16 protein-coding genes, 4 tRNA genes and 1 riboswitch are annotated in these 16274 nt (G+C 59.0%); of the genes, 12 read left to right on the forward strand and 8 right to left on the reverse strand.

Annotated features, from left to right (window positions below; translation table 11 throughout):
• Positions 1 to 6 precede the first annotated feature (6 nt).
• The gene (locus tag FIV38_RS17335; RefSeq protein ID WP_029294458.1) at positions 7 to 297 is read left to right on the forward strand and encodes a hypothetical protein; all 291 of its coding nucleotides are present in this window, start codon (positions 7 to 9) and stop codon (positions 295 to 297) included.
• Between the two features lie 12 nt (positions 298 to 309).
• Positions 310 to 1314 (forward strand): succinylglutamate desuccinylase, encoded by a 1005-nt coding sequence (gene astE / locus FIV38_RS17340; RefSeq protein WP_092237648.1) that lies wholly within the window; start codon positions 310 to 312, stop codon positions 1312 to 1314.
• A gap of 54 nt (positions 1315 to 1368) precedes the next feature.
• On the opposite strand, the gene FIV38_RS17345 is transcribed toward astE, so the two are convergent.
• On the reverse strand, positions 1369 to 1878 hold the full coding sequence (locus FIV38_RS17345) for a 6,7-dimethyl-8-ribityllumazine synthase (protein ID WP_029294462.1): 510 nt from the start codon (positions 1876 to 1878) through the stop codon (positions 1369 to 1371).
• Between the two features lie 115 nt (positions 1879 to 1993).
• Positions 1994 to 2163, reverse strand: a riboswitch (FMN riboswitch).
• A 209-nt stretch (positions 2164 to 2372) separates the two neighbouring features.
• Here FIV38_RS17345 and ltaE point away from each other — a divergent pair.
• The 8 genes from ltaE to mgtE all read left to right on the forward strand — a co-directional run bounded on the left by ltaE (position 2373) and on the right by mgtE (position 10163).
• Entirely contained in the window at positions 2373 to 3377 is a 1005-nt protein-coding gene (ltaE, locus tag FIV38_RS17350) for a low-specificity L-threonine aldolase (protein WP_092237645.1), read from the forward strand.
• A gap of 146 nt (positions 3378 to 3523) precedes the next feature.
• On the forward strand, positions 3524 to 6142 hold the full coding sequence (alaS, locus tag FIV38_RS17355) for an alanine--tRNA ligase (RefSeq protein ID WP_092237642.1): 2619 nt from the start codon (positions 3524 to 3526) through the stop codon (positions 6140 to 6142).
• A gap of 97 nt (positions 6143 to 6239) precedes the next feature.
• Positions 6240 to 7481 (forward strand): aspartate kinase, encoded by a 1242-nt coding sequence (locus FIV38_RS17360; RefSeq protein ID WP_029294469.1) that lies wholly within the window; start codon positions 6240 to 6242, stop codon positions 7479 to 7481.
• Between the two features lie 183 nt (positions 7482 to 7664).
• Complete coding sequence (gene csrA, locus FIV38_RS17365; protein ID WP_003178872.1) at positions 7665 to 7853, forward strand: carbon storage regulator CsrA; 189 nt, start codon at positions 7665 to 7667, stop codon at positions 7851 to 7853.
• A gap of 62 nt (positions 7854 to 7915) precedes the next feature.
• Positions 7916 to 8006: transfer RNA gene (locus FIV38_RS17370), tRNA-Ser, on the forward strand.
• Between the two features lie 108 nt (positions 8007 to 8114).
• Positions 8115 to 8191, forward strand: a tRNA-Arg gene (locus FIV38_RS17375).
• A gap of 72 nt (positions 8192 to 8263) precedes the next feature.
• Positions 8264 to 8340, forward strand: a tRNA-Arg gene (locus FIV38_RS17380).
• A gap of 380 nt (positions 8341 to 8720) precedes the next feature.
• Entirely contained in the window at positions 8721 to 10163 is a 1443-nt protein-coding gene (gene mgtE / locus FIV38_RS17385) for a magnesium transporter (RefSeq protein ID WP_029294474.1), read from the forward strand.
• A 166-nt stretch (positions 10164 to 10329) separates the two neighbouring features.
• Here mgtE and FIV38_RS17390 read toward each other — a convergent pair whose 3' ends face one another.
• The 3 genes from FIV38_RS17390 to FIV38_RS17405 form a co-directional block, all read right to left on the reverse strand.
• On the reverse strand, positions 10330 to 10656 hold the full coding sequence (locus FIV38_RS17390) for an Arc family DNA-binding protein (protein WP_029294475.1): 327 nt from the start codon (positions 10654 to 10656) through the stop codon (positions 10330 to 10332).
• Between the two features lie 401 nt (positions 10657 to 11057).
• On the reverse strand, positions 11058 to 11237 hold the full coding sequence (locus FIV38_RS17400) for a PA3371 family protein (RefSeq protein WP_092237639.1): 180 nt from the start codon (positions 11235 to 11237) through the stop codon (positions 11058 to 11060).
• Between the two features lie 11 nt (positions 11238 to 11248).
• Positions 11249 to 11473, reverse strand: a complete 225-nt coding sequence (locus FIV38_RS17405) for a hypothetical protein (protein WP_092237636.1) — start codon at positions 11471 to 11473, stop codon at positions 11249 to 11251.
• Positions 11474 to 11803: 330 nt separating this feature from the next.
• Between FIV38_RS17405 and FIV38_RS17415 the strand changes: the two genes are divergently transcribed.
• Positions 11804 to 11880: transfer RNA gene (locus tag FIV38_RS17415), tRNA-Arg, on the forward strand.
• A 368-nt stretch (positions 11881 to 12248) separates the two neighbouring features.
• Complete coding sequence (locus FIV38_RS17420; protein ID WP_092237633.1) at positions 12249 to 13622, forward strand: MFS transporter; 1374 nt, start codon at positions 12249 to 12251, stop codon at positions 13620 to 13622.
• Positions 13623 to 13683: 61 nt separating this feature from the next.
• Here the strand turns inward: FIV38_RS17420 and FIV38_RS17425 are convergent, their stop codons facing one another.
• From FIV38_RS17425 to flgA, 4 genes are all read right to left on the reverse strand, one after another.
• Positions 13684 to 14433 (reverse strand): flagellar brake protein, encoded by a 750-nt coding sequence (locus tag FIV38_RS17425; RefSeq protein WP_029294479.1) that lies wholly within the window; start codon positions 14431 to 14433, stop codon positions 13684 to 13686.
• A 95-nt stretch (positions 14434 to 14528) separates the two neighbouring features.
• The gene (locus FIV38_RS17430; RefSeq protein WP_029294480.1) at positions 14529 to 14996 is read right to left on the reverse strand and encodes a flagella synthesis protein FlgN; all 468 of its coding nucleotides are present in this window, start codon (positions 14994 to 14996) and stop codon (positions 14529 to 14531) included.
• A 48-nt stretch (positions 14997 to 15044) separates the two neighbouring features.
• Positions 15045 to 15362 (reverse strand): flagellar biosynthesis anti-sigma factor FlgM, encoded by a 318-nt coding sequence (gene flgM, locus FIV38_RS17435; protein WP_029294481.1) that lies wholly within the window; start codon positions 15360 to 15362, stop codon positions 15045 to 15047.
• A gap of 141 nt (positions 15363 to 15503) precedes the next feature.
• Positions 15504 to 16268 carry a flagellar basal body P-ring formation chaperone FlgA gene (gene flgA, locus FIV38_RS17440; RefSeq protein ID WP_029294482.1) on the reverse strand — a complete coding sequence of 255 codons (765 nt, stop codon included), beginning with the start codon at positions 16266 to 16268 and terminating at the stop codon, positions 15504 to 15506.
• Between the last annotated feature and the right edge of the window lie 6 nt (positions 16269 to 16274).

Genomic DNA, 16274 nt, shown 5'->3' on the forward strand with positions numbered 1-16274 from the left:
CTATTTATGACCACCGATACCCTGAAGCTGATCCTTGAAGACACCGACGGCACCCAGCTGGAAACCTCCTGCACTCGCCTGGCCGTGGTATGGCAGGGCAAGGAAATCTGGATCCAGCACGACGGCCGTGGCCAACTGCTGATCGGCGTGGATGTGGAGGAAGGTGATGCCGAATACGCCAACCTGCTGATGCGTCCCCTGGCCACCAACCTGATGAGCCTGCAGCTGGAAATGGAACCGGCCGATGTTGAAGGTGATGACGACGATCACGTCCACGGCCCAGGCTGCAACCACTAAGGAAGCTGCTCTATGCTCGCCCTCGGCAAACTGCTTGAACTGACCCTCGCCGGTCGTGAACCGGCGCAAAAAATTCAACTGACTGTCGACGGCGTGCAGATGCGCTGGCTCAGTGAGGGCGCACTCGAAGTGCGGCCTCCACAAGCCCGGGACAACGGCGCCGACGTGCTGCTGTCGTCCGGCATCCATGGCAACGAAACCGCGCCGATCGAATTGGCCGACCGCTTGCTGCATGGCATCGCCCGTGGGGAGATCAAGCCCCGCACCCGTATTCTGTTCCTGTTCGGTAACCCCGAGGCCATGCGTCGTGGCGAGCGTTACCTCGAACAGGACGTCAACCGGCTGTTCAATGGCCGTCACGAACAAAGCATCGGCCCGGAAGCGATGCGCGCGGCCGAGCTTGAACAGTTGGCCCGTACCTTCTTCAGCGTGCCTGACCGTAGTCGTTTGCACTACGACCTGCATACGGCGATTCGCGGTTCGAAGATCGAGCAGTTCGCGCTTTATCCGTTCAAAGAAGGGCGCCAGCACTCCCGCGCCGAACTGGCCCGCCTGCGGGCGGCGGGGATGGAAGCGGTGCTGTTGCAGAACAAGACCTCCATTACCTTCACCGCGTTTACCTACGAGCAACTGGGCGCTGAGTCGTTCACCCTGGAGTTGGGCAAGGCCCGGCCATTCGGGCAGAACCAGGGGGTGGATGTATCGCGCCTGGAAACCCGCCTCATACAGATCATCGAAGGCAACGAGCCGGCCACCGACGGCCTGGACGGCCTGAAGTTGTTCAGCGTGGCCCGGGAAGTGATCAAGCACAGCGACGCCTTCACCCTGCATTTGCCGGCGGACGTGGAGAATTTTTCGCCGCTGGAGAAGGGCTATCTGCTGGCCGAGGACATTGCCAAGACCCGCTGGGTGATCGAGGAGGAGGGCGCGCGCATCATCTTCCCCAACCCCAAGGTCAAGAATGGCTTGCGGGCAGGCATCCTGATTGTGCCGACCACGGACGCCGGCCTGGTCTAGATCCAAATGTGGGAGCGGGCAAGCCCGCTCCCACAATTGGTTTTGCGGTGCGGCTTAGACTGCTAAGGCGCGTGGCTCATTGCGGCGGATCGCACGGATCTTGTGCAGAGTATCGGCACAGGTCTGCGCGGCTTCCTTGCCCTTGTGCACAAAGTGCTCAAAGAAGAAGTTGTGATGCTCGCTGCCCGCGTGGAAATGATGCGGGGTGAGGGACACCGAGAACACTGGCACTTCAGTTTCCAACTGCACCTGCATCAGGCCGCTGACCACTGATTGCGCGACGAATTCATGGCGGTAGATCCCACCGTCCACCACCAGCGCGGCGGCGACGATGCCGGCGTAGCGGCCGGACTTGGCCAGCAGCTTGGCGTGCAGGGGCATTTCAAAGGCGCCGCCGACTTCAAAGAAATCGATATCCGATTCCTGGTAGCCCTGGGCGATCATTTCGGCGAGGAAGCCTTTACGGCTCTGATCAACAATATCTTTGTGCCAGCAAGCCTGGATAAACGCGACGCGCTCACCGTGATGGTTTTTGCTCTTGCTGTCGATTGCGGTGGGTTGCATGTTCTGACTCCTGTTTATGAAAAAAACAGGGCGTTATGAATCGAATGGGATTTAAGGGTACGGCCGAATCGATCATGCCAGGCATGATTTCTCGCACACGGCCCTTAGGCGCCAATCCCGTTCTCTCTTCATCCGGACTATGACCGTCGGCCCCGGGATCACACCGGGTCTGCTGACCTTGCCGCCGTCCTGCATAAGCAGTTCGAGGCGCCAAGCGCTCGCGGGCTATGCGTATTGCACGCAATTACCGCCGGTGGGGAATTACACCCCGCCCTGAGAACGTTGCCACCAGAACCCTGGCAGCGGAGAGTTTTTACCATACATTTCGAAAAACTGCATAGGGTGCTTGTTGATATCGACTATCGACAGGTTTGCGGGCAGCCCCTGTAGGAGCCGGCAAGCCGAATCCTACAAGGGCAGGGGTTGATATTTGCCCGTGATACCCGCAGTAATCGGTTACAACAGGGAACTCCCCACACGCAGAGGCCAGCTTGATGTCCGTGATTGATCTTCGTAGCGACACCGTGACCCAACCCACCCCAGGCATGCGCGATGCCATGGCCAGCGCGCCGAGCGGCGATGATGTCTACGGTGAAGACCCCAGCGTCAACCACCTTGAGGCCGAACTGGCCAAGCGCCTGGGCTTTGCCGCCGCGCTGTTCGTGCCTACCGGTACCATGAGCAACCTGCTGGCGCTGATGGCTCACTGCGAGCGGGGCGAGGAATACATCGTCGGCCAGCAAGCCCACACCTACAAATACGAGGGCGGCGGCGCGGCGGTGCTGGGCTCGATCCAGCCGCAGCCCCTGGAAGTCCAGGCCGACGGTTCGCTGGACCTGGCCCAGGTCGCAGAAGCGATCAAGCCGGATGACTTCCACTTCGCCCGCACCCGGCTGTTGGCCCTGGAAAACACCATGCAGGGCAAAGTGCTGCCCATCAGCTACCTGGCTGCCGCACGCGCGTTTACCCGTGAGCATGGCCTGGCCCTGCACCTGGACGGCGCGCGCCTGTACAACGCGGCGGTCAAGCTGGATGTGGATGCGCGGGAGATTACCCAGCATTTCGATTCGGTCTCGGTATGCCTGTCCAAGGGCCTTGGCGCGCCGGTGGGCTCGGTGCTGTGCGGCTCCAGTGCGTTGATCGCCAAGGCTCGCCGTTTGCGCAAGATGGTCGGCGGTGGCATGCGCCAGGCCGGTTCGCTGGCGGCGGCGGGGCTGTATGCCCTGGACCATCAGGTGGCACGCCTGGCCGAAGACCACGCCAATGCCTTGTGGTTGGGCGACGAGCTGCGCAAGGCCGGTTATAGCGTGGAGCCGGTACAGACCAACATGGTCTACGTGCAGATCGGCGAGCAGGCCCAGGCGCTGAAAGCCTTTGCCGAGGAGCGCGGGATCAAGTTGAGTGCGGCGCCGCGCCTGCGCATGGTCACGCACCTGGACGTCAGCCGGGCACAGATCGAACAAGTGTTGGCGACATTTGTCGAGTTTTCCCGGAAATGACAGTGCAGACCGTCTAATTGACTGTTTCTATCGTATAAACACGCTGTACCACGGGCAAAGGGCCGATATAATGCGGCCCTTTGCCGTCGCTCCGTCTGATGATGTTGCGCACTGGCCTTTGGCCGCAGCCTCCGTGGAAGAACCTAATGAAAAGCGCAGAAATCCGTGAAGCCTTCCTTCGCTTCTTCGAAGAGCAAGGTCACACCCGTGTCTCCTCCAGCTCTTTGATCCCAGGCAATGACCCAACCCTGCTGTTCACCAACGCGGGGATGAACCAGTTCAAGGACTGCTTCCTGGGCCAGGAAAAACGCGCCTACACCCGTGCTGTCAGCAGCCAGAAGTGCGTGCGCGCCGGTGGTAAACACAACGACCTGGAAAACGTCGGCTATACCGCCCGTCACCACACCTTTTTCGAAATGCTCGGCAACTTCAGCTTTGGCGACTATTTCAAGCAAGACGCGATCAACTTCGCCTGGACCTTCCTCACTGGCGTGCTGAAACTGCCGAAGGAAAAACTCTGGGTCACGGTCTACGCCAGCGATGACGAGGCCTACGACATCTGGACCAAGGAAGTCGGCGTGCCGGCCGAGCGCATGGTGCGTATCGGCGACAACAAAGGCGCCCCGTACGCCTCCGACAACTTCTGGACCATGGGCGATACCGGCCCGTGCGGCCCGTGCACCGAGATCTTCTACGATCACGGCGCCGACATCTGGGGCGGCCCACCGGGCTCGCCAGAGGAAGACGGCGACCGCTACATCGAGATCTGGAACAACGTGTTCATGCAGTTCAACCGCACCGCTGATGGCGTGTTGCATCCGTTGCCAGCGCCGTCGGTCGACACCGGCATGGGCCTTGAGCGGATCAGTGCGGTGATGCAGCACGTGCACTCCAACTACGAAATCGACCTGTTCCAAAGCCTGCTGGCGGCGGCGGCCAAGGCCATCGGCTGCGCCAACGACGACCAGGCATCGCTCAAAGTGGTGGCTGACCACATCCGTTCCTGCGGCTTCCTGATTGCCGATGGCGTGTTGCCATCCAACGAAGGCCGTGGCTACGTGCTGCGTCGCATCATTCGTCGCGCCTGCCGTCACGGCAACAAGCTGGGCGCCAGCGGCAGCTTCTTCTACCAGATCGTCGCGGCCCTGGTGGCCGAGATGGGCCAGGCGTTCCCCGAGCTCACCCAGAACCAGGCGCACATTGAGCGCGTGCTCAAGGCTGAAGAAGAGCAGTTCGCCAAGACCCTGGAGCAGGGCCTGAAAATCCTCGAGCAAGACCTCGCCGAGTTGAAAGGCGACGTGGTGCCGGGTGATGTGGTGTTCAAGCTCTACGACACCTACGGCTTCCCGATGGACCTGACCGGCGATATCGCCCGCGAGCGCAACCTGACCCTCGACGAGGCCGGTTTCGAGCGCGAGATGGAAGCCCAGCGCGTGCGCGCACGTTCGGCCAGCTCCTTTGGCATGGACTACAACAGCCTGGTGAAGGTTGACGTGGCCACCGAATTTACCGGTTACACCGCCACCAACGGTTCGGCCAAGGTGGTTGCCCTCTATAAAGAAGGCCAATCGGTTGATGTGTTGAATGAAGGCGATGAGGGCGTGGTGGTCCTTGATCAGACGCCGTTCTACGCCGAATCCGGTGGCCAGATTGGCGACTGTGGTGTGCTCAAGGCAGCCTCCGGTCGTTTTGATGTGCGTGACACCACCAAGACCGGCGGCGCGTTCCTGCACCACGGTGTGCTGGCGTCGGGCAGCCTGCTGGTGGGCGCGCCAGTGGAAACCCAGGTGGACGCCGACGTGCGCCACGCCACTGCGCTGAACCACTCGGCCACCCACTTGCTGCACGCCGCGCTGCGCCAGGTGCTGGGCGAGCACGTCCAGCAGAAGGGTTCGTTGGTCGACAGCCAGCGCCTGCGCTTCGACTTCAGCCACTTCGAAGCGATCAAGCCTGAGCAGATCAAGGCCCTGGAAGATATCGTCAACGCCGAGGTGCGCAAGAACACCCCGGTGCAAACCGAAGAAACCGACATCGAGACCGCCAAGGCCAAAGGCGCCATGGCGCTGTTCGGCGAGAAATACGGCGACAACGTGCGCGTACTGAGCATGGGCGGCAGCTTCTCCGTGGAGCTGTGCGGTGGTATCCATGCCAAGCGCACCGGCGACATCGGCCTGCTGAAAATCATCAGCGAAGGCGGTGTGGCTTCCGGTGTACGGCGTATCGAGGCAGTGACCGGTGCTGCGGCCCTGGCCTATCTCAATGCGGCCGAAGAACAACTCAAGGAAGCGGCGACCCTGGTCAAGGGCAGCCGTGACAATCTGATCGACAAGCTCTCTGCCGTACTGGAGCGCAACCGCCTGCTGGAAAAACAGCTGGAGCAGTTGCAAGCCAAGGCGGCCAGCGCAGCGGGCGACGACTTGTCGGCCTCGGCACTGGACATCAAGGGCGTGAAGGTTCTGGCCGCACGCCTGGACGGTCAGGACGGCAAGGCGTTGTTGGCCTTGGTTGATCAGTTGAAGAACAAGCTCGGTCGCGCAGTGATCCTGCTCGGCAGTGTCCATGAGGAAAAGGTCGTACTGGTTGCCGGTGTAACCAAGGACCTGACTGGCCAACTCAAGGCCGGTGATTTGATGAAGCAAGCTGCTGCGGCAGTGGGCGGCAAGGGCGGCGGTCGTCCGGACATGGCGCAAGGCGGTGGTGTAGACGCTGGAGCCCTGGACGCGGCGCTGGCCCTGACCGTGCCATTTGTCGAAGCCGGTATTTAAGGCGCTGTCGGCGGGCCCATGCTTAAGGCATGGGCTTGCCTAGGTACTGGAAGATTTGTTTATTGGGCGCCCCTTTACGGGCTGAGGCGGCTTAGAAATGGCTTTGATCGTACAGAAATTTGGAGGCACCTCGGTCGGCTCTGTCGAAAGAATCGAGCAGGTCGCCGACAAGGTTAAGAAATTCCGCGATGCGGGCGACGACCTGGTTGTGGTGCTGTCGGCCATGAGCGGCGAGACCAATCGCCTGATCGAGCTGGCCAAGCAAATCAGTGGTGATCAAGCTCCGCTGGCACGTGAGCTGGATGTGATCGTGTCCACGGGCGAGCAGGTGACCATTGCCCTGTTGGCCATGGCGCTGAACAAGCGTGGCGTTCCGGCGGTGTCCTACACTGGCACTCAGGTACGGATCCTGACAGACAGCGCGCATACCAAGGCGCGCATCCTGCAGATTGACGACCAGAAGATTCGTGGTGACCTGAAGGCCGGTCGCGTAGTGGTTGTCGCCGGTTTCCAGGGCGTTGACGAGCACGGCAATATCACGACCTTGGGCCGTGGTGGCTCCGACACCACTGGTGTGGCGCTGGCGGCGGCCTTGAAGGCTGACGAATGCCAGATCTACACGGATGTGGATGGCGTCTACACTACCGATCCGCGCGTGGTGTCCGTGGCCCAGCGCCTGGACAAGATCACCTTCGAAGAGATGCTGGAAATGGCCAGCCTCGGCTCCAAGGTGCTGCAGATCCGTGCGGTGGAGTTCGCCGGCAAGTACAACGTACCGCTGCGCGTATTGCACAGCTTTAAAGAGGGTCCGGGCACCCTCATTACTATTGATGAAGAGGAATCCATGGAACAGCCGATCATTTCCGGCATCGCCTTTAATCGCGATGAAGCCAAGCTGACCATCCGTGGCGTGCCAGACACCCCGGGCGTGGCATTCAAGATTCTTGGGCCGATCAGTGGCGCGAACATTGAAGTCGACATGATCGTGCAGAACGTTGCGCACGATAACACCACCGACTTCACCTTCACCGTGCACCGCAACGAGTACGACGCGGCCGAACGTATCCTGCAGAACACTGCCAAGGAGATCGGCGCCCGTGAGGTGGTGGGCGACACCAAGATCGCCAAGGTGTCGATCGTAGGTGTGGGCATGCGCTCCCATGCGGGTGTTGCCAGCCGCATGTTCGAGTCCCTGGCCAAGGAAACCATCAATATCCAGATGATCTCCACCTCGGAGATCAAGGTGTCGGTGGTGATCGAAGAGAAGTACCTGGAGCTGGCTGTGCGTGCACTGCATACCGCTTTCGAACTGGACGCGCCGGCTCGACAGGGCGAGTAACGCGTTGCCAGGAAGGCGCGGTTGATCCGCGCCTTTCTTTTTTGTCGGGTGAGGGTGCAGGCCTGTTCTTTTGTCCGCGCTCGACAATACTTAGGCATGTAGGGTCATGGCCGCTGGGTCATGGGGCCAAGGCCTTTTTTTGCAGACTGTTGTTCCCGAAATGAAATGCGTGAGGAGAAAGGTATGCTGATTCTGACTCGTCGATGCGCAGAAAGCCTGATTATTGGTGATGGCGAAATCACCGTGACCGTGCTTGGCGTCAAAGGCAATCAAGTGCGGATTGGGGTCAATGCCCCCAAAGAGGTGGCCGTCCACCGTGAGGAAATCTACCTGCGGATCAAGAAAGAGAAGGACGACGAACCAAGCCATTAATTTTTATCGTTTTTTATGTTTGCAAACGGGGATGAAGCTGGTTAATATACGCCCCGTGTTGCGGAGAGCTGGCCGAGTGGCCGAAGGCGCTCCCCTGCTAAGGGAGTACACCTCAAAAGGGTGTCGGGGGTTCGAATCCCCCGTTCTCCGCCATTATTTGCTTAGTACGTTGCAATCTGGTTTTTTCGCTAAGTTGTTGAAATTAAACGAAAAAATAGCTTTACATAGAGATTGAACGGCCTATAATGCGCGGCAACAAATGCACTCGTAGCTCAGCTGGATAGAGTACTCGGCTACGAACCGAGCGGTCACAGGTTCGAATCCTGTCGAGTGCACCATTTAAGAGTTAGTTGCAGCAATGCAGGTAACTTGGCTCCAACCAGTTGTGATCTGGTATAAAACCACAATCTGCACTCGTAGCTCAGCTGGATAGAGTACTCGGCTACGAACCGAGCGGTCACAGGTTCGAATCCTGTCGAGTGCACCATACAAACAAAAAGCCCGCCTAGTGCGGGCTTTTTGCCGTCTGGGGTTTTTATTTTCCTGTTGCGGGTCGAGTGTTTTTTGTTGGGCCTATCTCGGTCGCGCATGTTTTTCTCTCGCCTATGTGTTTTCTTTTCTGTCGGTGTCGTCGCAGTTTCATACGTGCGGCCAATACTCAGCTTTGCTGCGCAAGCGCTTGTTCTTTCCAGTTTTTTAACGTTTAAAGCGGGCGCAACGTGTATCATTGCGCCCGTCAGCCCCGCCGGGGCTTGTGGAATACCTCCATGGACTTACCCAGTAGTTACTCAGTACCCCGTTTTACCAATCATGAATTGACTGATTGATCCTTCCGGCGTGCCCCGCTGCTGGGAGTGGAGTTCGCCTATGACCGAAGTAGAAGTAAAGAAAACACAAGAAAGCCTGCAGGATCGCCTGGCGCAAGTCGTCGAGCTGCTGCATCGCCAGCGTGTGGTCGAAGATCTGACCCATCGCCAGGAAGGTCCTCATCATGACCGGGTCGAGAACCTGGTCCACCGGCAGAATCTCGTCGAATTGCAGCGCAAGCTCGATGACCTGCACTCTGCCGACGTTGCCTACATCCTTGAAGCCCTGCCGCTGGACGACCGTCTGACGCTTTGGCAGTTGGTCAAGGCTGATCGCGATGGCGACATCCTCCTTGAAGTATCCGACTCGGTGCGTGAGACCCTGATCGCCGACATGGACGATCACGAGCTCCTGGCTGCGGCCAAGGAGATGGACGCCGACGAGCTGGCCGACCTGGCCCCTGAACTGCCCCGTGATGTTGTCCATGAGCTGATGGAGACCCTCGACGGCCAGCAGCGTGAGCGAGTGCGCTCCGCGTTGTCCTATGACGAGGAGCAGGTCGGTGCGCTGATGGACTTCGAAATGGTGACCATCCGTGAGGATGTCAGCCTGGAAGTTGTCCTGCGTTACCTGCGGCGCCTCAAGGAACTGCCGGGGCACACAGACAAGCTGTTTGTGGTCGACTATGAAGGCATCCTCAAGGGCGTGCTGCCGATCAAGCGCTTGCTGGTCAATGATCCAGACAAGCAGGTGGCCGAGGTCATGGCCAGCGACCCGGTCAGTTTTCATCCTGATGAAGATGCCTATGATGCCGCCCAGGCATTTGAGCGTTATGACTTGATCTCGGCCCCGGTGGTCGACAAGAACGGCAAGCTTATCGGCCGTTTGACCATTGACGAGATGGTCGACCTGATCCGTGAAGAAAGCGAAAACGAAGTCCTCAACATGGCGGGTCTGCGTGAAGAGGAAGATATTTTTGCGTCAGTCTGGCGATCCCTGAGTAACCGTTGGGCGTGGCTGGCGGTCAACCTGGTCACTGCGTTCATTGCATCGCGGGTGATTGGCCTGTTTGAGGGCTCTATCGAGAAGCTGGTGGCGTTGGCAGCGCTGATGCCCATCGTGGCGGGTATTGGCGGCAACTCGGGTAACCAGACCATCACCATGATCGTACGGGCGATGGCCCTGGATCAGGTGAGTACGGGCAATACTTCGCGCTTGATGCGCAAGGAATTGGCGGTGGGTCTGATCAATGGCCTGGTGTGGGGTGGTGTCATTGGTGTGGTGGCCTATCTGCTGTATGGCAGTTGGTCCCTGGGGGTGGTCATGACAGCGGCCATGACGCTCAACCTGTTGCTGGCAGCGTTGATGGGGGTATTGATCCCCATGACCCTGGCACGCCTTGGGCGCGACCCTGCGATGGGCGCCAGTGTGATGATCACCGCCATGACCGACAGTGGTGGCTTCTTCATCTTCCTGGGCTTGGCGACGATCTTCCTGCTCTGACCCGCAGCTCGCTCCCACTTCTGTAGGAGCGAGCTTGCTCGCGAAAATCGTTAACGATAACGTCGGGCACCAATAGAAAATCGGTCCCCTTGGTTTTCGCGCGTCGTCCCTAAATTCCAGGCAAAAAAAAGCCAGCGCAAGGCTGGCTTCAGCTTTCAGTTGCCGATTATTCGGCTTCTGCGGCTGCCTCGACGTCATGGGCAATCAGCGACACAAGCGCATTTTGCTGACGGTGGGACAGTTGGCGAAACCGCTGCAGCAGCTCGCGTTCGTGCAGTGACAGCTCCGGGCTGTCCATGCGCATGCTCAGTTCGTCACCCAACGCGCCTTCCTGAATAAGGCTTTGCTCCATGCGCGCGATGATTTCAGAGTTCATGCTGCGGTGATGATTGCGAGCCACCTCGGCAATGCGTTCCCGCATTCCGTCTGGCAGACGTACGACGAACTTGTCAGCCGTACGGCTGGAATAAATTGCCTGTTTCAATGGGCGCATATATTTAACCGGTTAGTTCAGGGGAGCGGTTTTTGGAATTGGCCGCAAGATGTGTGTTAGGACAAGGCTTGCGAACAAATGTTCAACCTGAATTGCAAAGAGGCCGCATCATGCCTCAAATTTGCCGGTTCCTTGGCGTCAATTCTGTGACAAATATTGAACTTACTAAAGGCGTTATGCCAGTACTCATTTTCAAATTTGCGGACTGGTTGGAAAACTTTTCCACGCCGTAAACGCGGCGCGGGCTCTCGACGCGAGAGGGTTTTCGGGCGCACATCCTATAGCAATGTGGCCTTTTGCCCTTAATTTTAAGACTAGTGGCAAATGGCCGATTTGCGAGCCGAGGCGACATAAGGTCGGGCGATAGGCGGGGGCTGGAGCGAGGAGGGTGAATCGGCTATTCAGCGTAGGACCGGGTCGAATTTGAAGCGGCGCCCGACAATCGCGGCAATCACCCATGCGCTGGCGAAGACGGCGCAGGCGCCCAGAGAAAGGATCTGCCAATAATTCGACGTTGCGTTGAACCCCAGGATACCGGTGGCGATTGTCAGGGAAAGAAGCAACCAGGTGGTCTTGGTCATGATCGGCTCGCTTAGAAAATCCAGTGTTCAGAAGTGCTGGTGGCCTGCGCACCCTGTGCCAGTTGGACAGAGGGTTGGCCATTGGCTGTCATCACCGCCAATTGTGCTCGCTGCTGGGTCTGGTGGCTGCCTGTGTGGCTGAGCTGTGCCGCATCGCTGTCGCTACTGTTCTGGAACTGGAACATCACCAGGACGGCCAGGGCCAGTGCGTTCAGAAGCAGGAGGGTGCTGTTCATGGGTGTTTCCCCGTGTTCATGTGCAGGACAGATTGATAAGGTAAAGAGTGCAGTCATCGTGCCAGCTTCTAATTCGATAAAAATTCTTTAAAAACAATAGCTTATAAACGTTTCGCAAGTGCTGCTCGTTGCAAGATGCAATGATGGCCTTTTGTGTTAGTGCATTTTGCACGATGAGACTTGGCAGCCCTGTGGACCTGGGCCGGCCGTGGGTATGGAGTGGTGGAGTCTTACGCCTAAAAAGCTGACGGACGACATGACAAAACTCACCTTGGCCGTTAACATGCACGCCGTCTGTCGCAGTGCAATTTGGCTCTGCGCCTGTCATTAGTCCCAGTAGCTCAATTGGATAGAGCATCCCCCTCCTAAGGGGAAGGTTGGCCGTTCGAACCGGCCCTGGGACACCATCTGCAGTTGCGCCGCCTAACCGGCCGTGACGTGAAAGAACCCCGACCAGATCGCTCTGGCGGGGTTTTTTTGTGGGGGCCAGTTTTCTTAGCCGTCTGGCCAGTGCCTTCGGGCGGGTTGGCGAGATATATTGTCAAAACCTTGTACCTCGCCTCCTGTCTAGGTGCGTCTGACACGTATCTGAACAGCGAAGGAACTGTTGGGTCTCGAGTTCATCGAAGGCTGCATGCTTCGACGATCGCGAGGTTTGCCGGATCAAAATACCCCTGGGTGCCGATGTAGTTGGGTACCTGGGTTTAACGACGCTTCGCCCTCAGGCTAGTCTGAATAGCCTGACACCCACTGCAAGGAGCCGCTCGGACCGCCGATGCGCCAGATCTGGAAATCTTTTCGAGCCCTTTATTTCGCTTCCTTGATGATGCTGATCGGCTCCGGCCTGCTCAGTACTTACCTGGCCCTGCGCCTGGCGGCGGATAACGTCGACAGCCTGTGGGTCGGTGCGCTGATGGCCGCCAACTATTTTGGCCTGGTGCTGGGTGGCAAGATCGGGCATCGCCTGATCGCCCGGGTCGGGCATATCCGTGCCTATGCCACTTGCGCCGGGATCGTCGGCGCGGCGGTGCTGGGTCATGGCCTGGTGGATTGGCTGCCGGCCTGGATCGTCCTGCGGATCATTGTCGGCCTGGGCATGATGTGCCAGTACATGGTCATCGAGAGCTGGCTCAACGAACAGGCGGATGCCAAGCAGCGCGGCGTGGTGTTCAGCGGTTATATGATCGCGTCGTACCTGGGCCTGGTGCTGGGCCAGTTGATTCTGGTCATGCACCCTCAGTTGGGGCTTGAGCTGCTGATGCTGGTGGCATTGTGTTTTGCCTTGTGCCTGGTGCCGGTTGCCATGACCCGGCGTATTCACCCTGCGCCTTTGCATCCGGCGCCGATGGAGCCGCGCTTCTTTATCAAGCGCGTGCCGCAGTCCCTGAGTACGGTGTTGGGGGCAGGTCTGATCGTCGGTTCCTTCTACGGCCTGGCGCCACTGTATGCGGCTCAGCAGGGGCTGAGTACCGAGCAGGTCGGTCTGTTCATGGGTAGCTGCATTTTTGCCGGACTGTTGGTGCAATGGCCGTTGGGCTGGCTGTCGGATCGGTATGACCGTGCGTTGCTGATTCGCTGTTTCGCCCTGGCCCTGGCGGTGGCTGCGTTGCCGCTGGCGATCATGACCCAGGTGCCGCTGGAAGTACTGTTTATCGCCGGCTTCCTGTGTTCATTGGTGCAGTTCTGCCTCTATCCACTGGCCGTGGCGTTTTCCAACGACCATGTCGAAGGTGATCGCCGGGTGTCCCTCACGGCAATGTTGCTGGTGACCTACGGTGTGGGGGCGAGTATCGGGCCGTTGCTGGCGGGTGTGGTCATGAAGCTGTTTGGCAACCAGATGCTCTATGCGTTCTTCAGCTTGTGCGCATTGATCTTGGTCTGGCGCATTCGACCCAAGGCTGTGACCAACCTGCATCAGGTGGACGACGCGCCGCTGCATCACGTGGCGATGCCCGACAGCATGTCCAGCTCGCCATTGGTCGCCGCCCTCGACCCGCGTGTCGATGAACAGGTGGTCCAGGACCAGATGCAAACCGCCGTGCCTGAGCCCGAGGCCGAGCCTGAAGTTGCGCCGCAACCCGAGCCCGAGCCGCCGGAGCATCCCGACCCGGATGATCATCCGCATGACCTGAGCCGCGCCCGCCCTTGAAGCATAAAAAACGGGCAGTTCCCAAAGGAGCTGCCCGTTTTTTATGCCGATGGTTCGACGTTTACATGTCGTCGTCTTTATCGAACCGTCGCGCCTCGCGCTGCAGTTGGTAGACAAAACGCTCGACCTGGCGCTGCACCAGGCCGCTCATGTTGTGGAAGCGCACGCCGGCAAAGGTGGTGTTGATCCTTTCTTCAAAGTGCAGGTAACGCAACTCCACCGCGGTGGTCATGCTGCCAAAGGGCAGGGCGGCGATGAAACGGTCGTAGACCTGGCCCAGTTGCAGGCGCTCGGAGATGTCGCCTTCAAAGCGCAGTTTGCAGCCGGTGGCGGAGATATCCAGCAACTTGCCGCTGATGGGCGCCTTGAGTTTCTCGCCGCCCAATTCGATATTCACCAGTTGTGCCAGCTTCAATGCCGCACGAAAGGCATTGCGCCGCTGATGGTAGACCACTTCTTCCGGCAGGCTGCCCTTGTAGATGCGGTGGCCGTCCTTTGCGCCAATGGTCAGGGTGCCATTGCTGTCCCAGGCCACGCGTACACCTTCATGAAAGCCTTCGATACGAAACGCTTCGCCATTCTCCAGGTAGCGTTCACCTTCGGGCGGGATCATTTCGTCCAGGCTCAGGGTCTTGCTGTCCTTGTCGACATCCACCAGGTAGCTCTGGAAGCGCTGGTTGCGTTCGTGGAAGGTAATGATCAGCGGGTCGTGGCTCTCTTGCAGCAGCCGCAGGGTGCTGGCAATTTCCAGAGGGGTGGTGAGGACCTTGGGTGGCTGCGGAGCATCTTCCGCGCTAAGGGTGTTGAACACGGTTCTTCCATCTCCAGACAAAATACGACTACACGCAAGAACCGGCATTTTGCCAGCATGTGGCGTGCCTTGATAGGGCGCGCGATAAACCGGCGTCAGGCTTGGCTGAGGGTGCTGGGCTTGACCAGCCGTGAGGTGGAGCCTTGGGCGTTATACAGTGCTGGAGGTTCGCCACCATGCAGGATGCGCAACTGGTTGGCGGTGGTAGCTTGCTGCAGTTGGATCGACTGGCCATTGAGCACATTGGCCTCTTGGCAACTGATCAACAACTGATTGAGCGCTGCGCTCTGGGCCAGCAACTGGTCGCCGACCGACGAATGGCTGGCCAACTGTTCCAGGCCGCTGTGGTCAGCGGGCAGGCCCAGGCTGAGCAGGATCTGGCTGCGCTTCTGGCCGTGCTGTTCGAGCAGGATGATCAGCGATTGCTTGCGTGCCAGGATATCTTCCAGCAGGCGCATATCGCGGCCATAGAGGGCCACGAATTCTTCTTGAAGCAGCTCCAGCAGGTGTTGCGCCGGAGCCAGGTCTTCGTTGATCAGTTGCAGCAGATTTTCGTCGTGCATGGCTGGCCTTGGGGTTTAAGCGTCCAAAAGCCTGGCGCAGGCCTTGGCCTAGCGCTCGGCTTTGATGATTTTGCCGGCTAAACGGTCGTTGTCGATCTGATAGCTGCCATCGGCAATCGCCTGTTTCAATTCGGCCACGCGGGCTTTATTGACAACTGGCTGATCGCGCAGCGAGTCCGTGATCTTCTGCAACTGTTGAGCCTCGTTGCTCAAATGCACCGATTCGCCACTTTGGGTCGAAGCGGTTTGTTCTGCCTTGGCAGGCAGTGCCGGGGCCTTGGCTTCAACGCTGTCCTTGGCCGCGTTGGTACGCGTGCCGCCGGGCGTTGCCTGGGCGCCGTTCAATCGGCTGAAATCAATGACCATGTTAAAAAACCTCTGGGTATTTGGACGCTTGCCATGTTTTCGGCCATACCCGGACAAACTTTAGGCTCGATCGACAATAAACCTGTGCATAGCGAGATCATGCGCACAGTGTAGGAAAAGCCAGCGTCCCACGCCAGTGATCTATAAAGCCACCTCCACCTGGCCAGGGGCTGTCACCCGGGCCTTGATCACGCGCTTGGAGTTGAGGTTCTTCACGCGAATCTGTTCGCTCATCCCGCCGTTGGCCAGGGCTTCCCCCGGCATTTTCACGTTCAGGCCGCCGCTGCTGGCGGATATCACCACATGGTCACCCTTGCGCACCACTTCGGCCTGTTCCAGGTGAACCAGGGTAATGACCTGGTCGGTGACCATTGGTCGGGTCAGTCTCTGCCCAACGGCCTGATCGACGGAGGTGAGGTAACCCTGGCTGATCTGGCTGATATCCCGCTCACGCAGGGCTACGTCTTCAAAACCGATGATGCCGGTACGCTTGAGCGGGCGTGTGACGGTCACGACGTCGCGAAACAGGCGGACCTGGGCCGGCACAAACACCGTCCAGGGCGAGCTGCCGTCGCAGCGCACGCGCACGGTCACGCGGCCGATGGGCTGGGCGGGGCTTTCCAGGGAGCCTGTCAATTCCTTGTCGCACATGGGCATGCGCAAACGCGGGTCCAACTGGTTGACCTGGATTTCATAACGGCCCGGTGTCTGGGTGGTCGCCAGATAATCTTCTACAGTGAACTCAAGAAAGCCTTGAGTGACGCCGATAAGCAGATCAGGCAAGGTGACGTTGTCGGCACGGGCCTGATGGCCTGCGCCCAAGGCAAGCAACGCCATCCAGGCACAGAGCAATCTGCGGTACTGTGGCGAGCGAAGGCGTCGGGAAACTGTCGTTTTGATGTCCATGGCCAA

It is taken from the genome of Pseudomonas proteolytica (assembly GCF_007858275.1).
Taxonomy (GTDB): Bacteria; Pseudomonadota; Gammaproteobacteria; order Pseudomonadales; family Pseudomonadaceae; genus Aquipseudomonas; species Aquipseudomonas proteolytica.

Excerpts from the sequence above, each read along its gene's own strand:
- FIV38_RS17335 (WP_029294458.1), top strand. The coding sequence starts at position 7 with ATGACCACCGATACCCTGAAGCTGATCCTTGAAGACACCGACGGCACC.
- astE (WP_092237648.1), top strand. The coding sequence starts at position 310 with ATGCTCGCCCTCGGCAAACTGCTTGAACTGACCCTCGCCGGTCGTGAA.
- FIV38_RS17345 (WP_029294462.1), bottom strand. The coding sequence starts at position 1,878 with ATGCAACCCACCGCAATCGACAGCAAGAGCAAAAACCATCACGGTGAG.
- ltaE (WP_092237645.1), top strand. The coding sequence starts at position 2,373 with ATGTCCGTGATTGATCTTCGTAGCGACACCGTGACCCAACCCACCCCA.
- alaS (WP_092237642.1), top strand. The coding sequence starts at position 3,524 with ATGAAAAGCGCAGAAATCCGTGAAGCCTTCCTTCGCTTCTTCGAAGAG.
- FIV38_RS17360 (WP_029294469.1), top strand. The coding sequence starts at position 6,240 with ATGGCTTTGATCGTACAGAAATTTGGAGGCACCTCGGTCGGCTCTGTC.
- csrA (WP_003178872.1), top strand. The coding sequence starts at position 7,665 with ATGCTGATTCTGACTCGTCGATGCGCAGAAAGCCTGATTATTGGTGAT.
- mgtE (WP_029294474.1), top strand. The coding sequence starts at position 8,721 with ATGACCGAAGTAGAAGTAAAGAAAACACAAGAAAGCCTGCAGGATCGC.
- FIV38_RS17390 (WP_029294475.1), bottom strand. The coding sequence starts at position 10,656 with ATGCGCCCATTGAAACAGGCAATTTATTCCAGCCGTACGGCTGACAAG.
- FIV38_RS17400 (WP_092237639.1), bottom strand. The coding sequence starts at position 11,237 with ATGACCAAGACCACCTGGTTGCTTCTTTCCCTGACAATCGCCACCGGT.
- FIV38_RS17405 (WP_092237636.1), bottom strand. The coding sequence starts at position 11,473 with ATGAACAGCACCCTCCTGCTTCTGAACGCACTGGCCCTGGCCGTCCTG.
- FIV38_RS17420 (WP_092237633.1), top strand. The coding sequence starts at position 12,249 with ATGCGCCAGATCTGGAAATCTTTTCGAGCCCTTTATTTCGCTTCCTTG.
- FIV38_RS17430 (WP_029294480.1), bottom strand. The coding sequence starts at position 14,996 with ATGCACGACGAAAATCTGCTGCAACTGATCAACGAAGACCTGGCTCCG.
- flgM (WP_029294481.1), bottom strand. The coding sequence starts at position 15,362 with ATGGTCATTGATTTCAGCCGATTGAACGGCGCCCAGGCAACGCCCGGC.
- flgA (WP_029294482.1), bottom strand. The coding sequence starts at position 16,268 with ATGGACATCAAAACGACAGTTTCCCGACGCCTTCGCTCGCCACAGTAC.